Source organism: Saccharothrix sp. NRRL B-16314 (assembly GCF_000716595.1).
Taxonomy (GTDB): domain Bacteria; phylum Actinomycetota; class Actinomycetes; order Mycobacteriales; family Pseudonocardiaceae; genus Actinosynnema.
The window spans coordinates 1-25,674 of record NZ_JNXC01000010.1 but is presented as its reverse complement, the minus strand read 5'-3'; the positions used below and the strand labels follow the sequence as shown (position 1 = coordinate 25,674).

Annotated in this window: 24 protein-coding genes; 16 read left to right on the top strand and 8 right to left on the bottom strand. The window is 71.3% G+C overall.

Features of this window, described 5'->3' with window-relative positions; all coding sequences use genetic code 11:
- Positions 1-197: 197 nt before the first annotated feature.
- The gene (locus OQ02_RS17315) at positions 198-668 is read right to left on the bottom strand and encodes a GNAT family N-acetyltransferase (protein WP_033439500.1); all 471 of its coding nucleotides are present in this window, start codon (positions 666-668) and stop codon (positions 198-200) included.
- 85 nt (positions 669-753) lie between these two features.
- Here OQ02_RS17315 and OQ02_RS17310 point away from each other — a divergent pair, with 85 nt between their 5' ends.
- The 5 genes from OQ02_RS17310 (at position 754) to OQ02_RS17290 (ending at position 5,701) form a co-directional block, all read left to right on the top strand.
- Entirely contained in the window at positions 754-1,035 is a 282-nt protein-coding gene (locus tag OQ02_RS17310; protein ID WP_033439604.1) for a hypothetical protein, read from the top strand.
- Positions 1,036-1,050: 15 nt separating this feature from the next.
- Positions 1,051-2,868 carry a glutamine--fructose-6-phosphate transaminase (isomerizing) gene (gene glmS / locus OQ02_RS17305; RefSeq protein ID WP_033439499.1) on the top strand — a complete coding sequence of 606 codons (1,818 nt, stop codon included), beginning with the start codon at positions 1,051-1,053 and terminating at the stop codon, positions 2,866-2,868.
- A 58-nt stretch (positions 2,869-2,926) separates the two neighbouring features.
- A complete protein-coding gene (locus tag OQ02_RS42455; RefSeq protein ID WP_231500079.1) occupies positions 2,927-4,366 on the top strand; it encodes an RICIN domain-containing protein in 1,440 nt (479 codons plus the stop codon).
- Positions 4,367-4,394: 28 nt separating this feature from the next.
- Positions 4,395-5,228 carry a siderophore-interacting protein gene (locus OQ02_RS17295; RefSeq protein ID WP_051772443.1) on the top strand — a complete coding sequence of 278 codons (834 nt, stop codon included), beginning with the start codon at positions 4,395-4,397 and terminating at the stop codon, positions 5,226-5,228.
- 98 nt (positions 5,229-5,326) lie between these two features.
- Positions 5,327-5,701: a DUF3592 domain-containing protein gene (locus OQ02_RS17290; RefSeq protein ID WP_156077109.1), complete on the top strand. Its 375-nt coding sequence runs from the start codon at positions 5,327-5,329 to the stop codon at positions 5,699-5,701.
- A gap of 6 nt (positions 5,702-5,707) precedes the next feature.
- Here the strand turns inward: OQ02_RS17290 and OQ02_RS17285 are convergent, their stop codons facing one another.
- Positions 5,708-7,531 carry a DNA/RNA non-specific endonuclease gene (locus OQ02_RS17285; RefSeq protein WP_033439497.1) on the bottom strand — a complete coding sequence of 608 codons (1,824 nt, stop codon included), beginning with the start codon at positions 7,529-7,531 and terminating at the stop codon, positions 5,708-5,710.
- A gap of 263 nt (positions 7,532-7,794) precedes the next feature.
- Between OQ02_RS17285 and OQ02_RS17280 the strand changes: the two genes are divergently transcribed.
- Positions 7,795-9,030 (top strand): S8 family peptidase, encoded by a 1,236-nt coding sequence (locus OQ02_RS17280; protein ID WP_051772442.1) that lies wholly within the window; start codon positions 7,795-7,797, stop codon positions 9,028-9,030.
- A 5-nt stretch (positions 9,031-9,035) separates the two neighbouring features.
- On the opposite strand, the gene OQ02_RS17275 is transcribed toward OQ02_RS17280, so the two are convergent.
- From OQ02_RS17275 to OQ02_RS17265, 3 genes are all read right to left on the bottom strand, one after another.
- The gene (locus OQ02_RS17275) at positions 9,036-9,671 is read right to left on the bottom strand and encodes a response regulator (RefSeq protein WP_033439495.1); all 636 of its coding nucleotides are present in this window, start codon (positions 9,669-9,671) and stop codon (positions 9,036-9,038) included.
- The gene (locus OQ02_RS17270; protein WP_033439494.1) at positions 9,668-10,672 is read right to left on the bottom strand and encodes a sensor histidine kinase; all 1,005 of its coding nucleotides are present in this window, start codon (positions 10,670-10,672) and stop codon (positions 9,668-9,670) included. Before OQ02_RS17270 ends, OQ02_RS17275 begins: the two co-directional genes overlap by 4 nt.
- A gap of 74 nt (positions 10,673-10,746) precedes the next feature.
- A complete protein-coding gene (locus OQ02_RS17265; RefSeq protein ID WP_033439493.1) occupies positions 10,747-12,291 on the bottom strand; it encodes a nucleotidyl transferase AbiEii/AbiGii toxin family protein in 1,545 nt (514 codons plus the stop codon).
- A 206-nt stretch (positions 12,292-12,497) separates the two neighbouring features.
- Here OQ02_RS17265 and OQ02_RS17260 point away from each other — a divergent pair, with 206 nt between their 5' ends.
- Positions 12,498-13,085, top strand: a complete 588-nt coding sequence (locus OQ02_RS17260; protein WP_051772441.1) for a hypothetical protein — start codon at positions 12,498-12,500, stop codon at positions 13,083-13,085.
- Here OQ02_RS17260 and OQ02_RS17255 read toward each other — a convergent pair.
- On the bottom strand, positions 13,082-15,805 hold the full coding sequence (locus OQ02_RS17255; RefSeq protein ID WP_033439492.1) for an AbfB domain-containing protein: 2,724 nt from the start codon (positions 15,803-15,805) through the stop codon (positions 13,082-13,084). The two genes, OQ02_RS17260 and OQ02_RS17255, sit on opposite strands and share 4 nt — an antisense overlap.
- Positions 15,806-16,000: 195 nt before the next feature.
- Here OQ02_RS17255 and OQ02_RS17250 point away from each other — a divergent pair, with 195 nt between their 5' ends.
- Genes OQ02_RS17250 through OQ02_RS17240 form a run of 3 tightly spaced genes read left to right on the top strand, consistent with a single transcriptional unit; the run spans position 16,001 to position 18,730 of the window.
- The gene (locus OQ02_RS17250) at positions 16,001-17,002 is read left to right on the top strand and encodes a LacI family DNA-binding transcriptional regulator (protein ID WP_033439491.1); all 1,002 of its coding nucleotides are present in this window, start codon (positions 16,001-16,003) and stop codon (positions 17,000-17,002) included.
- Entirely contained in the window at positions 17,002-18,105 is a 1,104-nt protein-coding gene (gene galK / locus OQ02_RS17245) for a galactokinase (RefSeq protein WP_051772471.1), read from the top strand. Before OQ02_RS17250 ends, galK begins: the two co-directional genes overlap by 1 nt.
- A 4-nt stretch (positions 18,106-18,109) precedes the next feature.
- Complete coding sequence (locus OQ02_RS17240) at positions 18,110-18,730, top strand: hypothetical protein (protein ID WP_051772440.1); 621 nt, start codon at positions 18,110-18,112, stop codon at positions 18,728-18,730.
- A 7-nt stretch (positions 18,731-18,737) separates the two neighbouring features.
- Here the strand turns inward: OQ02_RS17240 and OQ02_RS17235 are convergent, their stop codons facing one another.
- A complete protein-coding gene (locus OQ02_RS17235; protein ID WP_033439490.1) occupies positions 18,738-19,262 on the bottom strand; it encodes an AAA family ATPase in 525 nt (174 codons plus the stop codon).
- Positions 19,263-19,437: 175 nt separating this feature from the next.
- Here OQ02_RS17235 and OQ02_RS17230 point away from each other — a divergent pair, with 175 nt between their 5' ends.
- The 4 genes from OQ02_RS17230 to OQ02_RS17215 all read left to right on the top strand — a co-directional run bounded on the left by OQ02_RS17230 (position 19,438) and on the right by OQ02_RS17215 (position 23,710).
- Positions 19,438-19,929 (top strand): SigE family RNA polymerase sigma factor, encoded by a 492-nt coding sequence (locus tag OQ02_RS17230; RefSeq protein WP_033439489.1) that lies wholly within the window; start codon positions 19,438-19,440, stop codon positions 19,927-19,929.
- A complete protein-coding gene (locus tag OQ02_RS17225; protein ID WP_033439488.1) occupies positions 19,926-20,714 on the top strand; it encodes a hypothetical protein in 789 nt (262 codons plus the stop codon). Before OQ02_RS17230 ends, OQ02_RS17225 begins: the two co-directional genes overlap by 4 nt.
- A 291-nt stretch (positions 20,715-21,005) precedes the next feature.
- Positions 21,006-22,517: an alkaline phosphatase D family protein gene (locus tag OQ02_RS17220; protein WP_033439487.1), complete on the top strand. Its 1,512-nt coding sequence runs from the start codon at positions 21,006-21,008 to the stop codon at positions 22,515-22,517.
- The gene (locus OQ02_RS17215) at positions 22,514-23,710 is read left to right on the top strand and encodes a hypothetical protein (protein ID WP_033439486.1); all 1,197 of its coding nucleotides are present in this window, start codon (positions 22,514-22,516) and stop codon (positions 23,708-23,710) included. Before OQ02_RS17220 ends, OQ02_RS17215 begins: the two co-directional genes overlap by 4 nt.
- Before the next feature lies 1 nt (position 23,711).
- Here OQ02_RS17215 and OQ02_RS17210 read toward each other — a convergent pair whose 3' ends face one another.
- Entirely contained in the window at positions 23,712-24,143 is a 432-nt protein-coding gene (locus OQ02_RS17210) for an MmcQ/YjbR family DNA-binding protein (protein WP_051772439.1), read from the bottom strand.
- Positions 24,144-24,259: 116 nt separating this feature from the next.
- On the opposite strand from OQ02_RS17210, the gene OQ02_RS17205 reads away from it, so the two are divergent.
- Both OQ02_RS17205 and OQ02_RS17200 read left to right on the top strand, forming a co-directional pair.
- The gene (locus OQ02_RS17205) at positions 24,260-25,333 is read left to right on the top strand and encodes an epoxide hydrolase family protein (protein WP_033439485.1); all 1,074 of its coding nucleotides are present in this window, start codon (positions 24,260-24,262) and stop codon (positions 25,331-25,333) included.
- Positions 25,334-25,475: 142 nt separating this feature from the next.
- On the top strand, positions 25,476-25,674 hold a 199-nt coding region (locus OQ02_RS17200), incomplete at its 3' end, for a hypothetical protein (RefSeq protein WP_156077108.1).

The window sequence follows — 25,674 nt, the reverse complement described above, 5'->3', positions numbered from 1 at the left end:
GATGACCGCGCGCCGCGCCCCGCGCCCCACCTCGACCCGCTCGGCCACGTCGACCTCCCGGTCCGACGATAAAACCGTCCCCGTGCCTCCGCCCGCCCGGACCACAGCCGGGTGATCACCCGGGCAGGACCGGTCGGGGAAGTCGGCGGGCACCGGCGTCGACACCACTCCGGTGACGGCCGGCACGCTGTTCCGGATCACATGACGCGATGCATGCAGACCAGGTCAGGGCGATCGTCCCACGAACCGGTGACCGTGAAGCCGAGCCGCTCGTACAGCGCGATCGCACCTGTGCGCCACTTCCACACGGACAGGCGGACGGTGGTCACGCCGGTGCGCGCGAGGTGGTCGAGGGCCGCGGTGATCAACGCGGTGGCGACGCCTTGGCCGCGGGCGGCCGGGGCGGTCCACAGGCGCTTCACCTCGGCGGCGCCGTCGACGGGCGCGGTGACGACCAGGCAGCCCACCGCCGCGTCGTCGGAGCGGGCCAGCAGCACCACGTCGTCGGCGAACGCGCTGCGCGGGTCCGCGATCTCGGCCCGGTAGCGCTGGGGCAACGCCTCCGCGTCGGCCACGGGCACGTCCTTCTCCTCCTCGGTCCGCAAGTGGTACGCGGTGAGCAGCGCGGTCAGTCCATGTTCATCCCGCCAGCGCACGACATCGGTCATGGCGGCAGGATTACACGGCGGTGTGACTCGCCGGCGCCGTGCCCGAATCCGGGCAGGGAATTTGGCCGGGTGTTTGGCTGTGACCATGCTGGAGCCCGTGGGAGACGAGGTGCCGGACGAGCTGCTCCGGCACGTGGTCAGAACTACCGGCCTGCCTCCCGCGCTCGCGCGGCGAGTGGTGTCCGACGTGATGGGCTACTTCGTCGAGACGGCGGAGGAGTACGTGCTGCGCCGGCATGCCGAGCTGCGACGGGACGGGTTGTCCAACGCTCGGATCTGGGCACTGCTGCGGGAGGAACTGGACGTGCGGCCGGTCGCCGCGCCGCCCATGTCCGAACGCAGGTTGCGCCGGATCGTCTACGGCTGAAGGAGATCACCGGGTATGTGCGGAATCGTCGGTTACGTTGGTCCGCGGGACGCCGTCCCACTGCTGCTGGAAGGCCTGCACCGGCTCGAGTACCGGGGCTACGACTCGGCGGGCGTAGCGGTCGCGGTCGACGGCGGACTGCGGGTCGTCAAGACCGCCGGGCGAGTCGGCGACCTGCGCAAAGCCGTCCCCGAGGGCACTGCGGGCGCAACGGGCATCGCACACACCCGGTGGGCGACCCACGGCGAGCCGAGCGACCGCAACGCCCACCCGCACGTGGACGCCGCCTCACGCATCGCGATCGTGCACAACGGCGTGTTCGAGAACTCCGACCGGCTGCGCGCCCGACTCGTCGCCGACAACGTCCCGCTGGCCTCCGACACCGACAGCGAAGTCCTCGCCCACCTCGTCGCCCGCAGCTCCGCGACCACCCTCGAAGATGCCGTGCGCGAGGCGCTGGCGCAGGTGGAGGGCACGTACGGGGTGATCGTGATGGACGCCGACCGGCCCGGCGAGCTGGTCGCCGCACGGCGGGGCAGCCCGGTCGTGCTGGGCGTCGGCGAGCAGGAGATGCTGGTCGCCTCCGACGTCACCGCGTTGGTCCGCTTCACCCAGCAGGTGATCTACCTGGACGACGACGAGATCGCCACGGTCACCGCCGACGGCTACCGGACGTCCACGATGGATGCCCGAGCCACCACCCGTTCCCCCACGTCGATCGACGTCGCGAGCGCCGAGTACGAGTTGGGCGACCACCCGGACTTCATGTACAAGGAGATGCGCGAGCAGCCCGAAGCGGTGGACCGGTGCCTGCGCGGACGGCTGGACCACCGGTTCTCCTCGGCCCGCCTGGACGGCGTCGGCCTCACCCCGCAGGACTACCAGCGCATCCGCCGGGTGAAGCTCCTCGGTTGCGGTTCCGCCTACTACGCCGGGCAACTGGGCGCGCAGCTGATCGAGGAGCTGGCCCGCATCCCGGCCGACGCCGAGCCCGCGTCCGAGTTCCGCTACCGCAACCCGGTGGTCGACCCGGACACGTTGTACGTCGCCATCAGCCAGTCAGGTGAAACGCTGGACACGCTCGCCGCCGTGCAGGAGCTGAAGCGCAAGGGCGGTCACGTCATCGGCGTGGTCAACGCGGTCGGCAGCACGATCGCCCGGGAGTGCGGCCACGGCATCTTCCTGCACGCCGGACCGGAGGTGTCGGTGGCGGCGACGAAGTCGTTCACCACGATGGCCGTCGCCTTGGCCATGCTGGCCCTGGACCTGGGTCGGGTGCGCGACCTGTCCATCACCGAGGGCCGACGGCTGGTCACCGGCCTCGCCCGACTGCCGCACCAGATCGCGCAGATCCTCGCTGGTGAACAAGAGATCGAGGCGGTCGCCCGCAAGTACGCGAGGGCCGAGCACATGTTCTTCGTCGGCCGGGTGCGCGGGTGGCCGGCGGCGCGGGAGGGCGCGCAGAAGCTCAAGGAGATCTCCTACGTGCACGCCGAGGCTTACCAGGCGTCCGAGCTGAAGCACGGGCCGTTGGCGCTGATCGATCCGGAGATGCCGACCGTGGTGCTGGTGCCGGACGACGAGCTGCTGGCCAAGAACACCGCCACCATCGAAGAGATCAAGGCACGCGGCGGACCGGTCATCGCGGTCACCGACGCCGAGCTGCCCGCCGGTCTGGCCACGGACGTCATCCGCGTGCCCAAGGCGCACGACTCATTGGCCCCGATCGCGCTGTCGGTGCCGTTGCAGCTGTTCGCCTACCACCTGGCCCACGCCCTGGGTCGGGACGTCGACCGGCCGCGCAACCTCGCGAAGAGTGTGACTGTCGAATAAGCGCCCAAACGAGATGCGGCCGTTGACGGCGACCGACGGCCGCAGGAGCGTGCCGGGTGTGAAGCTCACTGCCACGCTGACCGGACTCGCGCTCGTCGCGGGCACCGTGCTCGCCGCCCCGCCGGCCGCTGCGGCGACCGTCGACACCACCGCCACCTACGTGCTGGTCTCCCGGCACAGCGGCAAGGCGGTCCAGGTCGGGTCCACATCGGACGGTGCCGCCGTCACCCAGGGAACGCGGACCGACTCCGCCGGCCAGCAGTGGCAGTTCGTGGACTCCGGCGGCGGCTACTACCGGCTGAAGTCGCGCCTGAGCGGGAAGGTCGTGGACATCGCGGCCTCCTCCACCGCCAACGGCGCGAACGTCGTGCAGTGGACCGACAAGAACACCGCGAACCAGCAGTTCCGGCTCGCCGACTCGGACGGCGGGCACGTCCGGTTCGTCAACCGCAACAGCGGCAAGGCGTTGGACGTCTGGGAGCGCTCGACCGCCGACGGCGCGCGGATCTCCCAGTACGACGACACCGGCGCGACCAACCAGCAGTGGCAGCTCGTGCGCCTCGGCTCGGCCGCCGTCGGGGTGCCGACCGATCCGAACATCCGGTACTTCGGCCGCTGGAACTACGGCAACCCGGCCGCGTACGTGTCCGAGTGGGCGGGCGCGTACGTGGTGGTCGGCTTCACCGGTCGCACCGTCAAGCTGCGGCAGCGCAACGCGATCGACTTCTACGTCAGCATCGACGGCGGCCCGGACGTGTCGTACGTCAACCGCAGCGGCACGGTGGACCTCACGCCGACCCCGCTGGCGAGCGGCAACCACACCCTGCGCGTGTCGTACCGGCCGATCGCCGGGTCCTACCGGGGTGACGCGGTGTTCCAGGGCGTCGAGCTGGACGCCGGCGCGACCACGTTCGCGCCCGCCGTGCCGTCGCGGGTCGTGGAGTTCGTCGGCGACTCGATCACCGTGGGGCAGCAGTCGTCCAAGCAGGCGCTGACCGCGTACGGGTGGCTCGTCGGCGAACGGCTCGGCACGGGCCACACGCAGATCGCGGTCGGCGGCGCGTGCCTGGTGTCGGCGGCGGACGGGTGCATCGGGATGAGCGACCGGTTCCTCCGCACGGGACTCCAGGCGGACGCGACGAACTGGGACTTCTCCCGGTACCGGGCGGACGTCGTGGTGATCAACCTGGGCACGAACGACGTCGGGCACAGCGTCACCGGGGCGCAGTTCCAGAGCGCGTACGTGACCCTGCTGCGTCGGGCGAGGGAGAAGTACCCGACCGCGACCGTGCTGGCCATGCAGACGTTCCGCAAGCGGTACATCCCGGAGACGCAGGCGGCCGTGCAGGCGGTGAACGACCCGAAGATCCGGTTCGTGGACACCACCGGCTGGATCGTGGAGTCGACCGACACCACCGACAACGTCCACCCGAACGACCAGGGCCACCGCAAGATCGCCGACCGGCTGGCCCCGATCGTCTCCGCGGCCCTGGGCTGACCGAGGAGCTTAGGCTAGCCTTACCTACATGCCCCGGTACTCGGCGTTGGACCAGTTGCAGCTGAAGGTGCTCACGAAGGCCGTGGGCCTGGTGACGGCAACCGGCAACCCGCGCGACGTGTTCGACCAGTTCGTCATGACGGTGTCCGCGGTGACGGACGTCGCGCCGCACGTGCGGCGGGTGACGTTCCGGGCGGACGGGTTCGGCGACTACCGGGTCACCGGGCCGGACGAGTGCTTCGGGTTGCTGATGCCGCGGCCGGGCCGGGCGTTGACGATGCCCAGCCCGGACCGGGTCAACGTCCGCACGGCGATCCGGGCGCTGCCGGCCGACGAGCAGCCGGACCTGCGCTGGTACACGGTGCGGGCGCACCGGCCGGAGGTCGGCGAGATCGACGTGGACTTCGTGCTGCACGGCGATGCCGGCCCCGGCACCCGCTGGGCGACCGGCGCGGAGGTCGGCCGGGAGGTGGGTTTCCGCGCGGGCAACTCGGGCTACCGCGCGCCTGCGGGCGGCAAGGTCCTGCTGGCGGCCGACGAGACCGCGCTGCCGGCGTTGTGCGCGATCGTGGAGTCGGGTGTACCGGCGGACGCCCGGATCTTCGTCGAGGTGCCGACCGCGGAGCACCGGGTGGAGATCGACGCCCCCGTCACCTGGCTCTACCGGGGCGACGACCAACCCGGCTCCCCCATGGTGCGGGCGGTGGCCGGGATGCCCTCTCCCGTGCCGGACTACGCGTGGGTCTGCGGCGAGTCGGCGTTGGCCACCGGCGTGCGGCGGCACCTGGTGAAGGAACTCGGGATGGACCGCCGGTCGGTGATGTTCAGCGGTTACTGGAGGACCGGCGCCGCCCGCGGGTGACGGCCGGACGGCGTCCGCGTCCACCATTCGGTTGCCACCAAGGACAACCCGCTGGTCCGATAGATTGGGGTGTCGTCGCTCGACAGCAGGGGGCTGTTGTGTTCAGGGCAGTGATGTTCATCGTCTTCGGCGTGTGCTTCATCGCGTTCGGCGGCTACCTGGTGATCGACGACAACAACCTGGCCCGCGCGCAAGCCGAGGTGGTCAGGGTGTCGGGGGTCGACGGCGCCGAGTGGCGGTCCACGGTGCGGTTCACCACCGTCGCCGGCGAGCAGGTCACCGAGGACCTCCACCCCTCCGCCCGGAAGCCGGAGCGAGGCGACCGGGTGGAGATCCGCTACAAGGCCCGGAACCCGAGCTACGCGCACTTCCCCGAGGACGGCCAGAACCTGTACCTCTACCCCGGCCTCGGGGTCCTGCTGATCGGCGTGGCGGCGTTCTGGATCGTGCGGCTCAACCGCGGTCCCCGCTGAAGCCCCTCACCACTGGATGTCGGTCAACGCCTCCAGCGGCGCCCGCTCCTCGGACGACTCCGGCACGACCAGGGTGTCCGCCGCCGCCAACGCCGTCGGGAACGTGAAGCCGCACCGCTCCTCGACCTCGCCCAACCGCACCTGGAACACCCGGAACTCGTCCAGTTCCAGCGATTCCAGCTGGTTCAGGTTCTGCGTCAGCAGGAACGCCCGTGCCGTGAGCGCCCCGCCGGAGACGAACGCGATCACCTTCCAGTACTCGCGCGGCAACGCGACGCCCCGGAACACGCGGTCGTCGGAGCGGAAGACCGGACCGCCGTAGACGCTGACGCGCAGGTCGTCGACGTCCACATCGGACAGCACGGCGTCCTCCAGCCGGCCCCACAGCCCGCGCCGCGCGCTCTGGTTGAAGTCGTCCATCTGGGGCGTGATGTTGGTGAAGAAGAACGAGTCCCGGTTGGCCTTCTCGGCCGCCGCCTGCGTCCCCCACAGCAGGTCCGCGCGCCGCGCCACGTGCCCGCGGTCGAGCCGGTTGCCGCGGTACAGCTCGTCGCCGACCTGGAACTCGGCCGGGAACCGCTCGTCCAGCACGAACGGGATGCCGCTGCGGTTGATGGACCGGAGCCCGCCGCCGTCGATGTTCCACGCCACCCAGAACGCGAACCGCCGCGACTTGCTCTGGGCCAGCGAGAAGTGCGTGTAGTCGATCACCGTCGAGCCGTTCAGCTCGACCGCGTCGGCCCGGGTCGCCTCGCCCAGCTCCGGCACGCCCGCCGGCACGCCGAGGAAGTTCCCGTCGAACCCGACCGGCGCCACCTCGGGCTTCTTCGGCGGCTTGAGCGTGATGCCGAGCTTCTCGAACACGGACGCGGGCAGGCACGCCAGCGCGTGCTCGTCCGTGCTGCCACCCGCCTCGCCCGCGAAGTGCAAGCCAGCCATCGTCTTGCCGGTCTTGCCGTTGGACGCCTTGAACATCCACGCGGCGCCGGAGTCGCCGCCCATGCTGATCTCGCCGTCGGGGGCGGGCCTCGCCGGGTCCGGGCCGATCTCGAAGCAGCCGATCTGCCGCTGGCCGACACCGGGGCCGTAGTCGATCTTGACGAGGGTGTCCACGCGCCGGACCACGCCGTGCGTCACGCCGGTCGTCCGGCCGCTCTTCACCACCTTGTCGCCCAGCTCCGGCTCGCCCAGCTCGTCCACCGGCACGCCCAGGTCCAGGATCGCCGCCTCGAACCCGCGGCCCTCGACGGTGGCGATGGCGCAGTCGCCCGCCGCGCCGAGGTGCGACCGGACGAGCCGGCCCAGCCTGTTGCGCTCGGTGCGGTTGTCGTCGTGCACGCCGGGCTGCACCACGTCCTCGCCGAGGGCGCCCTGCGGCCCGTGCAGGACGTGCCAGTTGCTCAGGGCGTACGGGGTGGCGTCGACCTTGTCGTAGACGATGCAGCCGAGGGTTCCCGCGGACACTCGCACGTGCCCGACGCTGACACCCGGCACCACCGGGTCGATCCGCGTCTTGCGCACGTCGCCGGTCGTCTCCTGCACGACGTGGAAGTCGACGCGGTAGTCGCGTTCGAGCACGTCGGTCGGCACCTGGACGCCGTCGACCTCGATCGCCTCCGGCAGCAGCGCCGTGCCGAGCGCGCCCAACGCCTCGGGCGCGGCCTTCTGCCGGACGGTGAACTGGATGGCGATCTCGTTCGTCGCCTTGCCGTCCGCGACCTTGTAGCCGATGCCGATCGACGAGACGTTCGGGTCGCGCAGGTAGTCGGCGCCCTTCGTGCGCACGAACTTCCTCAGCGAAGTCTGCAAACCGTTCTTCTTCTTGACCATGACCGCCGAACCCCCTGAGTGCGCGCGTCGGTGCCTTGCTGTCGACGTCCCCCGATCCGGTGTTAGCCCGGACCGCACGCGTTCACCCGTTCAGCCCAATGGTGACCACCGAATGCAGTCAAGGTCACCTTATCGACTGAAAGTTAACGCCCGAGCGACTGATGTTGAACTCTGATCGGACCTGTCGTCGCCCGCACCGCCGTGCTGTGGTTCAAAGGCACATCGGCACGTTCCCCGACTGACCCCTGCATGGTGGAGGAGCTGTGAAGATCAGACATCTGGCGGTGGCGAGCGCGCTGTTGGCCGGCGTCGCCGCCGCGCCCGCGCACGCCGCCCCGATCGGTGCGGTGCTCTACAGCGATCACCCGCACGCCGTGGCGGGCAGCTACATCGTGGTGCTGAAGCGGCACGACGACCTGGCCGCCATGACCGCCGCGCCCGGCGTCACGTTCACCTACCGGACGGCGTTGGCCGGGTTCGCGATGAGGGCGAACCCGGTGGAGGCCAGAAGGCTCGCCGCCGACCCGCGCGTCGCCTACGTCGCCCAGGACGTGCGGGTCCGGCTGGCCGCCCAGGACGTCATCAGCCAGGACGTCACCGCTCGGGAGGTCGCCCCGCCGGACGTCAGCGCGCAGGCCCTCGGCGTGCAGCCGGACCCGCCGTCGTGGGGCCTGGACCGGATCGACCAGCGCTCCCTGCCGCTGGACCACAAGTACTTCCACCCGAACACCGCGTCGGCCGTGCGGGCGTACATCTTCGGCACCGGCATCCGGTACACGCACCAGGAGTTCGAGGGTCGGGCCGTGCCCGGCCTGGACACCGTCGGCGGCGTCACCCCGCCCGGCAACGACTGCAACGGGCACGGCACGCACATGGCCGCCACGGTCGGCGGCCAGACCACCGGCGTGGCGAAGGACGTGACGCTGGTGTCCGTGCGGGTGCTCAACTGCCAGGGCTCCGGCACGTACTCGCAGATCATCGCGGGCATCGACTGGGCGACCAACGACGCGGCGGCCAGTGGTCGGAAGGCCGTCGCGCTGATGACGTTGGGCGGCGCGCTGAACCAGCCGTTCAACAACGCCATCACCGCGTCGATCAACGCGAACGTGCACTACTCGGTGGTGTCGGGGAGCTCGAACGCCAACGCGTGCAACTACTCCCCCGGCAGCACTCCGCTGGCCACGACGGTGGGCGCGACGGACATCAACGACGCGAAGGCGAGCTTCTCCAACTACGGGCCGTGCATCGACGTGTGGGCGCCCGGCGTGAACATCACGTCGGCGTGGGGCACGTCGGACACCGCGTACTCGACCATCAGCGGGTCCACGGCGTCCGCGCACGCGGCGGGCGTGGCGGCGTTGTGGCGGCACAGGTTCCCTGGTGACTCGGCGATCGCGGTGGCCGAGGCGCTGCGGGCCAACGCCACCCCCGGCGTGATCACGAACCCGGGCACGGGATCGCCGAACCTGTTGCTGTTCATGGGCATGGTCCCGGTCTGACCGACCTAGAGGAGTCCGTGGTCGCGGGCGTAGACGGCGGCCTGCGTGCGGTCGCGCAGGCCGAGCCGGCCCAGGATGCGGGAGACGTGGTTCTTCACCGTGCCCTCGCTCAGGTGCAGGCGTCCGGCGATCTCCCGGTTGGTGGAACCGGTGGCGACCAGCCGCAGCACGTCCACCTCGCGCTCGGTGAGGTCGAGGTCGTGCGGCACCGGCCGTTCGTGCCCCAGCGCCGTCGCCAGCCTGGCCGCGGCGGCCGGGTCGAACTGGACCACGCCGGAGTGCGCGAGCCGGACGGCGGCGGCCAGTTCGACCGCGGGCCGGTCCTTGAGCAGGTAACCGCTCGCCCCCGCTTTCAGGGCGCGCACCACGTACTCCTCGTCGTCGAACGTGGTCAGCATGACGACCCTGGTGCGCGGGTTGCGGCGGCGGAGCACGCCGAGCGCGTCGATGCCGTCCATCACCGGCATCCGCACGTCCATCAGGACCACGTCCGGGTCCTCGGCGACGGCGAGGTCGACCGCGGCCCTGCCGTCGCCGGCCGTGCCGACCACCGAGACGCCCGGTTGGAGGTCAAGCAGGGCGGCGATGCTCTCCCGGATGAGCAGCTGGTCGTCCACCACGACCACGCGCACGTCGCTCACGCCGACCCCCTCGGCACCACGACGGTGAGCCGGGTGCCCGAGCCGCCGACGACCTCGACCGAACCACCGGCGCGCGCGATCCGCTCGCGCAGCCCGTTCAGCCCGAAACCCTCGCGTCCGGGCGGGAAACCGGGACCGTCGTCGGCCACCACGAGCCGGGCCTCGCGCGGTCCGCAGTGGACCGTCACCCGCACGTCCGAGCCCTGAGCGTGTCGCATCGCGTTGGTGATCCCCTCCTGCGCGGCCCGGTAGAGCGCGAGCAGGGTGCCCGGTGCGTAACGGGATTCGTCGCCCGTGCAGTCGATCGACACGCCCAGCCCTCGCGTCAACCCTGCCAGCGACTCGCCCAGCCGGAAGGGTCCGTGCAGTGCGCGGACCGACGTGCGCACGTCCTCCAACGCGCGCCGGGCCGACTCGCGGGCGTCCGCGACGGCCCGGTCCGCCACCTCCGGATCGCGGTCGCGGAACGCCGACGCCTTCTCCAGCAACACCGACACGGCCGTCAGGTGGTGGCCGAGGCCGTCGTGGACGTCGCGCGCCACCCGGTTCCGCTCGGCGGCGGCGGACAGCTCGGCCATGGCCAGCGACAGGACCAGCCCGATGCCGAACATCAGCAGGTCGGACACGTGCTCGACGGACCGCGTCCACCCCGGCGCGGTGAGCTGGAAGGCGACGACGAGGAAACCGACCGTCGCGACCCCGACCCCCACCGCGGCCACCCGGCCGAACGCGAAGTAGGCCCCGAACGGCAGTAGCAGGAACAACACCCGCGCCATGCCCGACCCGTCGGAGAACGCGACCAGCACCACCAACCCCGCCTGCACCGCCAGCACGGCCGCCGCCGGGTAGCGCGAGCCGACCGCGTCGACCAGCACCAGAGCGGCGAGCCCGAGCACGAACGGCGCCCACCGCGTCTCACCGAGCCCGGCCAACCCGGCGTACGCGCCGGCCACCAACACCGCCCCGCACAACAGGGGCGACAACCACGACAGAGGACGCACAACCGCAGGCTACGGCTCCCGGCCGGGTTCCAGTGCCGTGCTCCGGAACCGCCGACCCGGTGGGCGGCACCGGTTCACGAGCGGGCCAGCGCGTCCGCGAGCCTGCGCAGCCACCGCCCGGCGTCGCCCTCGACACCGGGCCGGTCGGCGCGGAAGTTCTCCCAGTCGACGCGCAGGTCGAGCACGGACGCCCACGTGAAGGCGTCGGCCTCGTGACCCATCTCGGGGCGGATCAGGTCGCGGACGAGTTCCAGCGACACGGGGGTGCGCTCGGCGAGCAGTACCGCGTCGTACAGGTCCTTGCCCTGCGGGTACATGTCGGTCACCAGCCACTGGAGCTTCCAGGCCAGCGACAGGGCGGGCGACGCGGCGAGCACCCGCGTGCCCAGCGGCGGCACCTCGACGGTGACCGGCTCGTCGGGCAGGTCCTCGTTGAACACCACGTCCACCTGCACCGCGCCCTGCGGCAGGCCCTCGACGTCGAACGGGAACACCAGCCGCCGGCCCGGCACCCGCTCGTAGGTCCAGATGTGCTCGGCCACCGCCTGGTCGGCGCGCAGGCCCGGACCGGGATCGGCGGCGACGGCGGCCACCAGGCCCTCCAGCATCGCCCGCGCCTCCGGGCCGTCCGGGGCGAAAGTCTTCGGCACCACCACGAAGTCCAGGTCGCCGGGTTCACGGGCGACCTCGCCGAGCCATGCGCGCAGCGCGACGCTGCCGCGCAGCACCAGGTTCCCCGCCCACGGCGAGGCCGCCACCACCGCGAGCACGTGCGCCATCGCGGCCCGCCGGGCGGCCGACCACCGGACGCCTTCGGCCTCGTCGCCGAACACCGGCTCACCCGCCCGGTAGGCGTGGTCGAAGTGCTTGAGCGCCGGGTCGAACACCCGGTGCTGCCGGACCTCGCACCCCTCGGCCGCCAGCGGGTGGAAGGTCGACGGCGTGCCGGGGCCCCGGGACGCCGCGCTGCCGAGCAGGTCGTCGAGCAGGGTGTGCCGATCGCCCCACCGGGTCGGGTCGAGCCACCCGCGGTCGACATGCAGCGCGTCGTCGTGCACGACGTACTCCTCCTCGACCTCCAGCACCTCGTAACCGCGGTCGCGCAGCACCGCCAGCAGCGCGTCGAGCCGGGTCCGGGCGGTGGCCCGGCCGACCCCGCGGCACCGCTGCGTGAGGAACCGCTCTTCGTGCCGACCGCGTCGCCGCCTGGCGTTGCTCGACACCCTCGCGCCGGTTTCGGAGACCGCCCACCGCAGGACGTCCACCGCGTCGCGGTCGCGGGTGGGCAGCAGCACCTTCACGTGGTGCTCGAAGTACAGCTCGTCGGAGGCCTCCAGGTCGGACGCGGGCACACCCTCGTTCCACGGCGCGGCCTCGATCTTCACCCGGAGCACGTCCAGCCCTGCCGCGGCCAGGTCGGCCCGCCACCCGTCGGCGAGGCGGCGCAGGTCTTCCAGCGTGCCGCTGCCGTTCACCGTCAGCATCGGTTGGGAAGGGGTGTCGCCGCGGTCGAGCAGGATGTGGGTGAACTTCGCACCCCGCCGGGACGCGAACGCGCCCAGCGCTTCCGCCTCGTGCGCGGAGCCGGTCAGGTGCACCTCGAACTCGCCCGAGAACATGCCCGGATCCTGTCACCACGACTCGGACTACCGGAAACGCCTTTCGCCCGACGCGGAACCTCCGCACGGCCGCGTCCGGCACCACCCGTCCCGGCCGGTGAGCCCTGCGCATCCGGAGATCGCCACCCGGCACGTGCCGATCGGCACCCCGAGTCTGGCCGTCCGGCACTCCCGGTGCCCTCACCTGCGCGAATAGCGTCCCGACCATGAACTCGCTACTGCGTTTCGGCGCCGTGTCCGGTGCCATGTCGGGCCTCTTCATCGCCTTGCCGGGCGCGGTCGAGGGGTTCGTCGGGGAGACGACCGCGACCAGCCTCGTGATCGGAGTGTCGCCCGCGCTGGCCGCGCCGCTCCTGACCGCCCTCTACCTCAAGCAGCCGCGCACCACCCTCGGCACCGTCGGGTACGTGGTGAACTTCGTCGGCCTCGGCCTGTTCGGCGCGGCGGCTTACGCGTTGAACATCGTGCTGTTCCACCTCGACGAGCCGAAGCTCGCCGCACCCACCGTGATCGTGCTCTCGGCGAGCGCGCTCGTCTTCGCCGTCGGCACGGTCCTGTTCGCGATCAGCTTGATCAGATCCGGCGTGCACCCGAAAGTCCCGGTGTGGGCTTATCTCATCGCCCTGCCGGTGTTCACCTTCGCCGCACGCCTCCCGGACACGCCGCTGACCAGCGCGCTGCACGTCGTCGTCGGCGGCACGCTGGTGTGGCTCGCGCTCTCGGTCCGCCCCAGGCGAACGCCCGAGGGGCCCGCACGGCAGGTTCACCACCGTGCGAGCCCACTCCGGACCTAAGGAGCCCAGGGCGCGGTGACGGCCCAGCTCACGTCCGCGTCATAGGACGTCGGGCTGTCGTAGACGTGGGCGCCGCCGTTCACCGCCACCCACACCTCCTCCGCGAAGTGCCGCATGCTCGCGCCCAGCTCGTTGACCGACGTCAGCCGGACGCCGCCGGCCCCCGGCTGGGCGCAGAACGTCGCGTCCTTCCGGAACAGGTCGGTGCCGTCCGAGGCGGCCAGCCGCACCCGGAACGCCGCGTGCCGCAGGTACTGCCCCGGCAGGTTGCGCGACTCGAACGAGTAGCACGACGGCTCCGCCAGGCCACGCCGCACGATGAACGTCGCGTCGGCCTTCACCAGCTCCGGACTCGCCGCGTCCACCACGTCCGTCCGGGCCAGGCTCTCCCGGTGCCGCAGGTACCGGTCGGTGAAGCCCGGCGTGACCACCCGGAACGACCGCGCCTGGTCCAGCGGCAGGTCCGCGCCGCTGCGCCAGAGCGGGACGACCGCCGCCCACGTCGTGTCCGCCGCGAAGCTCGTCGCGCTGTCCCAGGGGTTCGGACCGCCCGAACGGGCCACGTACACGCCCTCGGCGTAGTGCCGGATGAAGTGACCGGGCAGGTTGCGCGACTCCAGCGCCGTGCCGCCCGATCCGGGACGCGCGCAGAACGTGGCGTCGCCGGCGAACCCGGTCGACCCGTCGTTGGCGTCCGACCGCACCCGGAAGGCCGAGTGCCGCAGGAACCGACCCGGGAAGTTGCGCGACTCGAACGACAGGCAGGCCGCGTCCGCCAGACCCGGCCTGGCCCAGAACGTGGCGTCCAACCGGCCGGCGTCGTCGCCGATCACGTCGGTGCGCGCCAGCGAATCGCGGTGCCGCAGGTGGCGGTCGGTGAAGCCGGGCGTGGTGACCCGCAGCGAGATCGTCTCGCCACGGCCGACCTCGGTGCCGTTGGCCATCGCCAGCACGCGCTGGTTCACCTCGCGCACCCGTGCCTCGGTCACCTTCAGCACCTGCCGGTCGTACGTGTAGAAGCCGTTGACCTCGTTCTCCACGTCGTAGGGCTCGGTGTAGACGGACGCCGACAGCCCTCGCGCGTGCACGAACCTGCCGACCTCCTTGGTGATCTCCACGTACCGGCCGGTCAGCGACGTCTCGTCGGGGAACAGCTCGCCGTACGCGAAGCCCGCGCCCGGCTGCCACTCGTGGCCGACGATGCGCCGCCCCAGTCCGCCGAACTCGCCGAGCACCGCGACCCGGTTGGCATCGGGCTGCCTGGTGCCGCTGGACATCTGGTACGCGTGGTCGTCGATGATGTCGCCGTTGCCCGGGTCCGGGTCGGAGACGCAGCAGTTCGAGCCCGAGTTGTGGTTGATCAGGCGGGTGTCGTCGATCGACCGGACCAGGTTCACGATGCGGCCCGCGTCGTACTCGCCCCAGCCCTCGTTGAACGGCACCCACTGCACGATCGACGTGATGCCCTTGAGCTGGTCGATCATCCGCCGCAGCTCGGACTCGAAGTGGGTGTGCCCGTTCGGCACGTCGTCCACCGCGTCCAGCGACGGCATGTCCTGCCACACCATCAGGCCGAGCCGGTCGGCGTGGTAGTACCAGCGGGCGGGTTCGACCTTGATGTGCTTGCGCACCATGTTGAAGCCGAGCGCCTTCTGGCGTTCGAGGTCGAACCGCAGGGCGGCGTCCGTGGGCGCGGTGTAGATGCCGTCCGGCCAGTAGCCCTGGTCGAGCGTGCCGAGCTGGAACACGAACTTGCCGTTGAGGAGCGGGCGCATCACGCCGCCGACCATCGCCTTGCCCAGCGACCTCATGCCGAAGTAGCCGGTGACGACGTCGCTGCCCAGGGTGACGCGCAGGTCGTAGAGGAACGGGTCGTCGGGTGACCACAGCCTGGCGTTCGGCACGGGGACCCTGAGGTGGCCGCCGACCGTGCCGTTGGCCGTGCCGACGACCTTGCCGCCGGACAGCACCTCGGCCCGCACCTGCTGGCCCGCCGTGCCCTGGACCACCAGGTCGAGCACGCCCGCGGGAACGTCCGGGGTGGTGTCGAGCCGGGTGACGTGGTTGGCCGCGACCGGCTCCAGCCACACCGTCTGCCAGATGCCGGAGGCCGCGGTGTAGAAGATGCCGCCCGGGTTCCGGCGCTGCTTGCCGATCGGGTACTGGCCCCCGTCCACTGTGGACCGGACTCCGACGATCACCTCGTTCGCACCGGCCCGGAGGGCGTTGGTGATGTCGAACGAGAACGCGTCGAAGCCGCCGGTGTGGGTGCCGACGCTGACGCCGTTCACCCAGACGCGGGTCTCCCAGGTGACCGCGCCGAAGTTCAGCTTCACCCGGCGGCCGTTCCACTGGGCCGGGGTGGTGAAGGTGCGGCGGTAGAACATGTGGTCCTCGTGCCGCTTGACGCCCGACAGCGCGGACTCGATCGGGTAGGGCACGAGGACGCCCTCGGCCAGCGTCCGACCGAACGGCGGCGAGGAGAGGTTCGGCGCGCCGGCGAACTCCCAGACGCCGTTGAGGTTGAGCCAGTCCGACCGGACCAGCTGCGGGCGCGGGTACTCGGGCAGCGCGTTGGTCGGTGACACCTGGGCCGTCCACGGCGTGGTCAGGGGTGCCGGTTTGGGCTGCCAGACGGCCGCGGAAGCGGTGCCGGGCAGCGCGATGACGAGGGTGCTCAGGACGAGTAGCCCGGTGAGCGCGGACAACAGCTTGCGCATGGTGGCTCCACGATCGGCAGGGTGCTGGTGACGTGGGTGCTGGGTGAGCTGGGTGACCTGAGTCACTTGCAGTTCTTACATCGTTGATACAACGTTGTAAAGCGCCCGACCGGCCGGCTACGATCCCGGTCGTTACCGTGCCCCAGATCCCACCCGTCCTGAGTAGCCGACACCGAGAGCACCGGAGGCGCCGACTTGGCCACGCTGAAGGACGTCGCCGCGCTGGCCGGCGTGTCGGTGAAGACGGTGTCGAACGTGGTCAACGGCTACGCGTTCGTGAAACCCGAGAACCGCCGCCGGGTCGAGGAAGCGCTGCTCACCACCGGCTACCGGCCGAACCTCGGCGCCCGCAACCTGCGCCGCGGCCGGACCGGCTTCGTCGCCCTGGTGCTGCCGGAGCTGGTCGTGCCGTACTTCGCCGAGCTGGCCGGGCTGGTGCTCGGCGCCGCGCAGGAACACGAGTGGAACGTGCTGATCGAGCAGACCCTGGGCACCCGCGAGGGTGAACGGGACACGCTCGCGTCGCTCGGCCCGCACATGATCGACGGCGCGATCGTGAGCCCGGAGGCGTTGGAGGCGCGGGACTTCGGCGAGCTTGCGCCCGGCATCCCGGTCGTGATGCTCGGCGAGCACTCGGTGGACCTGCCGATCGACCACGTCGGCATCGACAACGTGGAGGCGGCTCGGGTGGCCGTGGCGCACCTGGTCGCGTTGGGGCGCACCCGCATCGCGGCGATCGGCGCGCACCCGCACCGGGGCACCGCCGCGCAACGCCTCGCCGGTTACCGGATCGCCTTGGCCGAGGCGGGCCTGCCCGTGCACGACGAACTGGTGGCGACGGCGTTGAACTACCACCGCCGGGACGGCGCGGAGGCGATGGCGCGGCTGCTGGCGGCGGACTCGCCGCCCGACGCGGTGTTCTGCTTCAACGACCTGCTCGCCGTCGGCGCGGTGCGCGCGGCGGTGGAGCGGGGCGTGCGCGTGCCTTCGGACATGGCGGTGGTCGGGTTCGACAACACCGAGGAAGGCGCGTACAGCGTGCCGTCGCTGACCACGGTCGCACCGGACAAGGCCGCCATCGCACGGGCCGCCGTGGACCTGCTGCGCCGACGCGTGGAGGAGCCGGAACGGCCGCCCGAGCACGTGCGGACGCCGTTCTCGCTGGAGATCAGGGAAAGCACGAGGGGTGGCGCGTGATGCGTGACGGGGTTTTCGAGGCGCCGGGTCGGATCAACCTGATCGGCGAGCACACCGACTACAACGACGGTTTCGTGCTGCCCATCGCGTTGCCGCACGTCGTGCGGGTCACCGCCGCGCGGCGGGACGACGACGTGCTGCGGGTGGAGTCGCGCCAGGCGGACGGGGTGGCCGAGCTGCGCCTGGCCCACCTCGCGCCGGGTGTGGTGACCGGGTGGGTCGCCTACGTGGCCGGCGTGGTGTGGGCGTTGCGCGAGGAGGGGCACCCGATCGGTGGGTTCGGCCTGGTGGTGGACGGGAACGTGCCGCTGGGCGCGGGCCTGTCGTCGTCGGCGGCGTTGGAGTCCGCCACCGCGCTGGCGGTGACGGAGCTGTCCGGTGTGTCGCTGGACCGCCGTTCGCTGGCGCGGATCGCGCAGCGGGCGGAGAACGACTTCGTCGGGATGCCGTGCGGGATCATGGACCAGTCGGCGTCGTTGCTGGCGCGGGAGCGGCACGCGTTGCTGCTCGACACGCGCACGATGGCGACCGAGCACATCCCGTTCGACCTCGCGCCGGACGGCCTCGCCCTGCTGGTGGTGGACACCAAGGCGCCGCACCGGTTGGTGGACGGCGAGTACGCGGCGCGGCGGCGGGACTGCCACCGGGCGGCGGAGCTGCTGAGCGTGCCCGCGCTGCGCGACCTGGACTCGCCGGACCAGGACCTGCCGGACCGGCTCGCCCGGCGGGTGCGGCACGTCGTGGCGGAGAACGCGCGGGTGCTGGCGGTGGCGGAGCTGCTGCGGGGTGGCCGGATCAGGGAGATCGGGCCGTTGCTGACCGCCTCGCACACGTCGCTGCGGGACGACTACGAGGTGACCGTGCCGGAGCTGGACGTCGCCGTGGACGCCGTGGTCGCGGCGGGCGCCCTGGGTGCCCGCATGACCGGCGGCGGCTTCGGCGGCTGCGTGATCTCCCTGGTGGAGGACACCGCCGTGGAAGCCTGCACGGCCGCCGTCAAGGCCGCCTTCGCCGAGAACGGCTTCGCCGCACCGGACTGCTGGACCGCCACGGCCTCCTCCGGAGCCCGCCGGGCCGACCTCGTTCCCACGACCACCGTCTAGCGTCGTGGGCGGGGAGCGGATTCCGGTACTGGTGCACGAGGCCCGGCTGGGATCCGACCGGTTCCGGGTCGTCCGGCCCGCGCGGTCGCTCGGCCAGGCGCTGCTCGTCGACGCCGACCGGTGGCTGGACTTCTCCCTCGACGCGGGCAGCGCGCGAACGGTGGCCGGCCTGTGGCTGCTCGCCGCACGCTCCCCGCGCTCGCTGGTCCACCTGCCGCTGCGGGTCAACGGCTCTCCCGGTGACGGCAGCCGGCTGGACCTGGTGCTGCTGCACCACTCGCTCCAGTTCGCGCCCGCCCGGTGGAAGGAGCTGCGGACCCGACTCGGTCCGGGCCGGCCGCACGTGGCCGAGCTGCCGCACGCACGTCCCGAGATCGACTACGCGGCCCGCCACTACCGGGAGAACCGCGACCTGTTCCACCAGCACGTCCACGCGGAGACGCTGTTCATGACCGGCAGCGCGAGGCTGTTCGCGGAGACCGCCGGGCACTTCCTGGACATCGCCCGGCACGGGCCCTCTGCGGCGGGCGTCGACCGGCACTACTGCGCGGAGTTGCACCCCGGTGACGGCGTCCTCGGCAACGCCCGCGAACTCCACATCGAGTACCGCGCCGGCCCCCGGTGACCTCCGGTCAGCCGGACGTCACCCCGAGCCGCGCCGCGATCTTCCGGGCGACGTCGGGTGCCGGGACGCTGGTGGTGTCGATGACCTCGGCGGCGTCGCGCAGCCACGGGAGGGCGGCCTGGTAGCGGTCGACGTGGCTCAGGCGCCATTCGTGCGCGCCGGGATCGTTGCCGTCGCCCTTGATGCGGTCGACGAGGGCGCCTTCCGCGACGTGGAGCAGGAAGTGCCGGACCCCCAGGCCTTCGTCGCGCAGCGCGGTGAAGATCTCCTGGAGGTAGGACTCGTTCAGGACGGTCTGCGGGATGACGAGGGTGCCGCCGACGGAGCGGAGGATCTCGACCGCCGTGCGCGCCACCAGCGGACGCCACGGCGCCCAGTCCTGGAAGTTCTCGACCGGCTCCGTCATCACGTGCCGCAGCAGGTAGCCGACCTGCTCGGAGTCGAAGATCCGCGCGTTCGGCAGGATGCCCGCCAGCTCGCCGGCCGTCGTGGTCTTGCCCGCGCCGAAAGTCCCGTTCAGCCACACGATCATGCTCGACGGTATCGCAGGAGCGATCTGGGCCTGGCATCACCGGTCGGCCTGCGGCACCCCTGCCGGTACGGGGTGGGTGCTCTCGGCAGCCGTTAGGAGACCGAATGCAACGAAAGGGGTCGCTTCCGCATTAGGGGTGCGAAATCGAGGTCGAGTCGACGATCGGGAGTTGCCGATGGAGTTCACCGAGTACGTGGCGAGGCAGCGTCCCGCGCTGATGCGGTTCGCCACGGTCCTGACCTGCCGGACGTGGCTGGCGGAGGACCTGGTGAGCGACGTACTGGGCCGGGCGTTCGAGCGCTGGGACCGGATCTCGGTGATGGCCGAGCCGCACGCCTACGTGCGGCGGATGGTCGTCAACGAGTACCTGTCCTGGCGCAGAAGGCTGACCCGCACGTCCCCGCGCGCCGAGGTCGAGCCGAGGGTGATCTCCGACGGCGCGGACGAGCGGGCCGAGCGGGACGCGATGATCCGCCGCCTCGCCGCCCTGCCCAGGAAGCAGCGTGCGGCGGTGGTCCTGCGCTACTACGCGGGCCTGTCCGACAGGGAGATCGCCACCCAGCTGGGGTGCCGGGAACCGACCGTACGCAGCCAGATCCACCGGGCGCTCACCGTCCTCCGCCTCGACCTCACCGCCGGCGCACCCGACTTCCAGGAGACCTCATGAGTGACCTGCGCACCCTCCACGATGCCTTCGCCGAGTTGGAGCGACGCGCCGACGCCGCGGGCACGGCCCCGGCGGTGAGGCCGAGGCGGGCCGCGCGGCTGGTACCCATCGCGGCCACCGTCGTGGCGGTGGCGGGTCTGGTCGCGGGTGCGGTGTGGCTGGTGCCGGTCGATTCCGGCACGCACACCGCCGGCTCGCTGACCGGCTCGTCGTCGACGGCACCGTCCACGACCCCGACGCGCAGCCCTCTCCCCACCTCGCCGGATGAGCTGATCGCCCGGTTCACGGTGGTGCTCGGCGACACCGCGACGTTCGAGGCAACCCAGAGAATCACCCTTCCACCCCCGTCCTCGACGAACGCCCCGCAACCGGGGGCAGGATCGGGCGTGACACCACCACCGGCGGACACCAACGCCTCCACCAGCGCGCTTGTCGCCGGGACCCTGACCTCCGCCGGCGTCACCGGGAGCTTCAGCCTGACGATCTACCCCGGCGATCCCGATGCCGGCGAGTCGTGCGCCCTTCTCCGCACGGAGGACCGTGATGTCACCACGCTGCCCGACGGCTCCCGACTGGCGACCGGGACCGCGCGGCCGGATCCCGGCGCGGTGTCGCACCAGGCGTGCCTCACGCGGCCCGACGGGACGACGATCCTCATGCACGTCGGCAACCAGGAGGACCCCCAGGGCGCTGCGATCAACTCGCCGGGCGGTGCGATCTACGCGCCGCAACCGCCGCTGGCCCTCGACCAGTTGAAGGTGATCGTCACCTCCGACAAGTGGTGACGAGGTGCTGCCGGCCGGCCACCACGGTGGCCGGCCTGTCCGTGGTTGGGACATGGAAATCTTTGATCGGTGCGGGCCGACACCATTTGCCATGTTCTTCGGTAACCAATACATCGCCTACTTGGACAGCCATTCACCTGCGACGTCGCGGTGCGGAGGTCCGATGTGGCGCACGGGCGGGGTGGCGGCGCTCCACCCCGCGTACACATCGGGGATGGCCGCTGATCACCTTCGCCGTGTACTCAGTACCGGAAACGCGTTCTTCCACGGCCCTGCACCGAAGGAGAGCCGATGTCCCCACTGACTCGACGAACGCTCATCGCCGGCGGCATCGCGAGCGCCGGCGTTACGGTTCTCGCACCCACCACCGCGAACGCCATCTCGTACCCCTTCACGCTCGGCGTCGCCTCGGGCGAGCCCGCGGCCGACGGGTTCGTGATCTGGACCCGCCTGGCGCCGAGCCCGCTCAACGCCGACGGCCTCGGCGGCATGACCAGCGCCTCCGTCACCGTCGAGTGGCAAGTCTCGACCGACCAGCGCTTCACCCAGGTCGTCCGCAGCGGCACGGCGACCGCATCGCAGACGTGGGCGCACAGCGTCCACGTCGAGGTGACCGGTCTCCTCCCCGGCCGCGAGTACTTCTACCGCTTCCGCGCCGCCGGCCACATCTCCCCCGTCGGCCGCGGCGTCACCTCGCCCGCGGTCGGCACGAGCCCGTCGTTGACCATGCTCTTCACCTCGTGCTCGCACTTCGAGGCCGGCTACTTCACCGCCTACCGCCGCATGGCCGAGGAGAACCCGCACCTGATCCTGCACCTCGGCGATTACATCTACGAGGGCGCGGCGTCGACGACCGCGGTGCGCAAGCACTCGCCGACGGTGGAGATCTCGAACCTCGCCGACTACCGCGTGCGGCACGCGCAGTACAAGACGGACGTGGACCTCCAGGCCGCGCACGCCGCCGCGCCGTGGCTCGTCGTCTGGGACGACCACGAGGTGGAGAACAACTACGCGGACCTGGTGCGCGGCAACACTTCCCCGGCCGGCGACTTCAAGGTCCGCCGCGCAGCCGCGTACAAGGCGTACTACGAGCACATGCCGTTGCGCGCCGCACAGGCGCCGGTCGCGGAGAACATGCAGCTGTACCGCCGGGTCCGCTGGGGCAGCCTGGCCACGTTCCACATGCTCGACACCCGCCAGTACCGCGACGACCAGGCCTGCGGTGACGGCACCAAGGTGTGCGCGGACGCCTCCGACCCGGCCCGCACGCTCACCGGCACGGCGCAGGAAACGTGGCTCCTCGACGGCATGCGCCAGAAGCTCGGCACCTGGGACTTCCTCGGCCAGCAGGTCTTCTTCGCGCAGCGGCTCGCCTCGGCGGACGGCGCGAAGTCGATGGACTCGTGGGACGGCTACACCGCCAACCGCGACCGCCTGCAGCGCGGCTGGGACTCGGCGGGCCTGCGCAACACCGTGGTGCTGACCGGTGACGTGCACAAGTCGTGGGCGAGCAACCTGATGCTGAACTACAGCACGCAGGACCGGATCATCGGCACCGAGCTCGTCACCACGTCGGTGAGCTCCGGCGGTGACGGCAACGCCACCGACAACGGCGTGTCCAGCCTCAACCCGCACGTGAAGTTCAACAAGAACCTGCGCGGGTACGTCCGCACCGTCACCTCACCCACCCAGGTGAACGTCGACTTCCGCTTCCTGGACCGGGTCACCACGCGCGACTACCCGATCCGGACGTTGAAGAGCTACGTCATCCAGGCGGGCAACCCGGGATTGCAGGCGCCATGAAGAAGCTGACGATCATCACGACGGCCGCGCTCATGCTGCTGGGCGCAGGCACCGCATCGGCGGCGGCCACGTGGAGCGCCGCGAACAGCACCGCCACCGGCGACCAGGACAACTCGGCCGTGTCCGCCGTGCGCAACGGCTGGACCGCCGTGGTCTGGGAGGACGACCGCGACGACGCGACGCCCACCGACCCCGTGCACAGCGACGTGTGGGTGCGCCTGTTCAAGGACGGCGTGTCCCGCTACGAGAAGAAGCTGTCCACGGGCGGCAGCGGGAACTGGCGGCACGTGCAGCCGGACGTGGCCGTGCACGACAACGGCACAGCGGTCGTGGTGTGGGCCGACGACGGCGACGGCAACGGCTACTACAACATCCAGGTGCGGGAGCTGGGCTCGACCGGCACGGTCACCGGTTCCGCGCGGGCCAACGCCAACACCGACGGCCAGCAGCTGAACCCGGCCGTCGCCGCCGACCCCGACACGAGCGGCTTCGCGGTGGTGTGGGAGGACAAGCAGTCCACCACCAACCCGACCGTGCGGGCCGCCGGATTCGCCTCCATCACGTCGAAGACGTACGAGGCGCAGGTCAACACGAGCGGCGGCACGCACCAGCGGCCGGACGTGGCCGTGAGCGCGGCCGGCAACGCGATCGTCGTGTGGGACGAGGACGGCGACGGCAACGCGTACTTCAACATCGCCCGCAAGGTCCTCACCCCGTCCGGTGGCGTGAAGGTGGCGCAGGGCGCGGTCAACGCGAGTGGTGGCGGGCAGCAGCGCAAGCCCGTCGTGGCGGCGAACTTCAACGGCGACCACGCGGTGGCCTGGGAAACCGACCACACCGGCACGGCGCAGCTGGCCGTGCGGTCGTTCAACGCCGCCGGCACGGCCCGCACCACCACCGACACCCTCCTGCCGGGCGCCGACCCGCAGATCGGCATCGACGACCAGCTGAACGTGGTGGTCACGTCGGTCGAGGCGCAGGACGTGGTGACGCAGGGCCTCAACCCGGACGGCACGGTGGCGGGCCGGCTGCCGCGCCAGCCGACGGTGTCGACGGCGACCGGGCGGCAGGACGAGCCCGCGCTGGGCGTGGACGCGTGGGGGCGGATCACCATCGCCTACACGGACGACAACGACGGCAACGGGTTCGACCAGGTCTACCTGGGCACGGGGCTGGTCAACAGCACCTGGTGACTCACGCTCGCGGCGCGTCCCCACCCTCCTCCTCCGGGGGCGCGCCGCGACCGGCCTCGTACTGCTTGGCCAGGCGTTTCGGCGCACGGCACAACCAGGCCTCGGTCAGCAGCTCCTCCAGTTCCGGGATCGCGATCCCGTCCAGCCGCACCAGGATCGCGGCGTAGCCGTCGAAGTGCGGCGTGGTGAAGTAGACCGCCGGGTCGTCGGCCGGCAACGCCTCTTTCGCGCCGAGGTCGGGCACGCTCGCCGCCAGCACCGGCCCCTCCGGCGCGTCCGGGCCGAGGGCGGTCAGGTCGGCCTTGCGCAGCGGCCGTTCCCACGTGAACGCCTTGTCCTTCACCCGCCAAGCGGGCCTCCCGTCGTAGGAAGGGCGCTCGGTGACCTCGGGCAGCGCCGACGCGATGCGGTGAACGTCGTCCCAAGTAGCCATGGGGCCGGACCATAGACGTGGGGTCCGACACTCGCCGCACTAACCGTTGGCAAGACCAACGCAATCGGTATACCGTTGGCGTCACCAACATTGGTGAGACCAACGGAGCTGGCACGATGATCACGCCCTTCACGCTCGACGTCCCGCAGGCCGACCTGGACGACCTGACCGACCGCCTGACCCGCACCCGGTGGCCCGAGGAGCTGCCCGACGCCGGGTTCGACTACGGCTTCCCCCTCGCCCGCGTCCGCGCCCTGGCCGACCACTGGCTGCACGCCTACGACTGGCGGCGGCACGAGGCCGAGCTGAACGCGCTGCCGCAGTTCACCACCGAGGTCGACGGCCAGCGCGTGCACTTCCTCCACGTCCGGTCGGCCGACCCCGACGCGCTGCCGCTCGTGCTGGTCCACGGCTGGCCGGGCAGCGTGCTGGAGTTCCTGGACGTCATCGAGCCGCTGTCCCGCGACTTCCACCTGGTCATCCCCTCGATCCCCGGCTTCGGCCTGTCCGGCCCGACCACGGAGCGCGGCTGGGACGTCGACCGGGTGGCGCGGGCGTTCACCGGGCTGATGAGCCGCCTCGGCTACCGGCGTTACGGCACGCACGGCGGCGACTGGGGTTCGGGCATCGCCAGGGCCATGGCCGTCGCCGCGCCCGGGAACGTCGCGGCCGTGCACGTGAACTACCTGCCCACACCGCCGGTCGACGGCGTCGAACTGTCCGAAGAGGACAACCGGCGGCTGGACCGGATCAAGGCCCTGATGCGGAACCGGCCGGGGTACCAGGTGTTGCAAGGCACTCGCCCGCAGACGATCTCGTACGCCTTGACCGACTCCCCCGTCGGGCAGCTGGCGTGGATCGCGGAGAAGTTCGCCGAGTGGACCGACCCCGACTCGACGATCGACGTGGACCGGGTCCTGACCACCGTGATGCTGCACTGGCTCACCGGCACCGCGGGGTCGTCGGCCCGGCTGAGCCGCGAGACGGGCGTGCCTGCGAACGCCTGCCCCGCACCGCTCGGCGTCGCCGTGTTCGCGCACGACATCGTGCTGTCCGTGCGGCCGTTGGCCGAACTGGGCTACCGGATCGAGCACTGGAGCGAGTTCGACCGTGGCGGCCACTTCGCCGCGATGGAAGTGCCGGACCTGCTCGCCGAAGACCTCCGCGCCTTCTTCACCGGCCGCTCGTGACCCGCTAGACGACACGATTCCTTCGCCTTGGAGATAAATTCACGCGTCCGTGGGAGCCGGTGACGGACCGTGCCATTTACGGACGATTTCCTTACCTGGTCGTGTGATGACGTGCGAATGCCTGTTCGACTATTGTTCGGGTATGAATGTTTCGCCGGTGTTGTTGAGCGAGGACGACGTGTTCGCCGCCATTGCGGAGGTCGAAGCGTCGGTTCGGGCATCGCACCGGCGGCGGTTGGAACTGCTGGCGCAGGTGTTGCGGTGTGGTTATGACCTGGATGCGTATCGGGCTTTGGTGCGGGCGAATCCGGCGGAATTCAAGCAGTGGGTGGCGCAGGTGG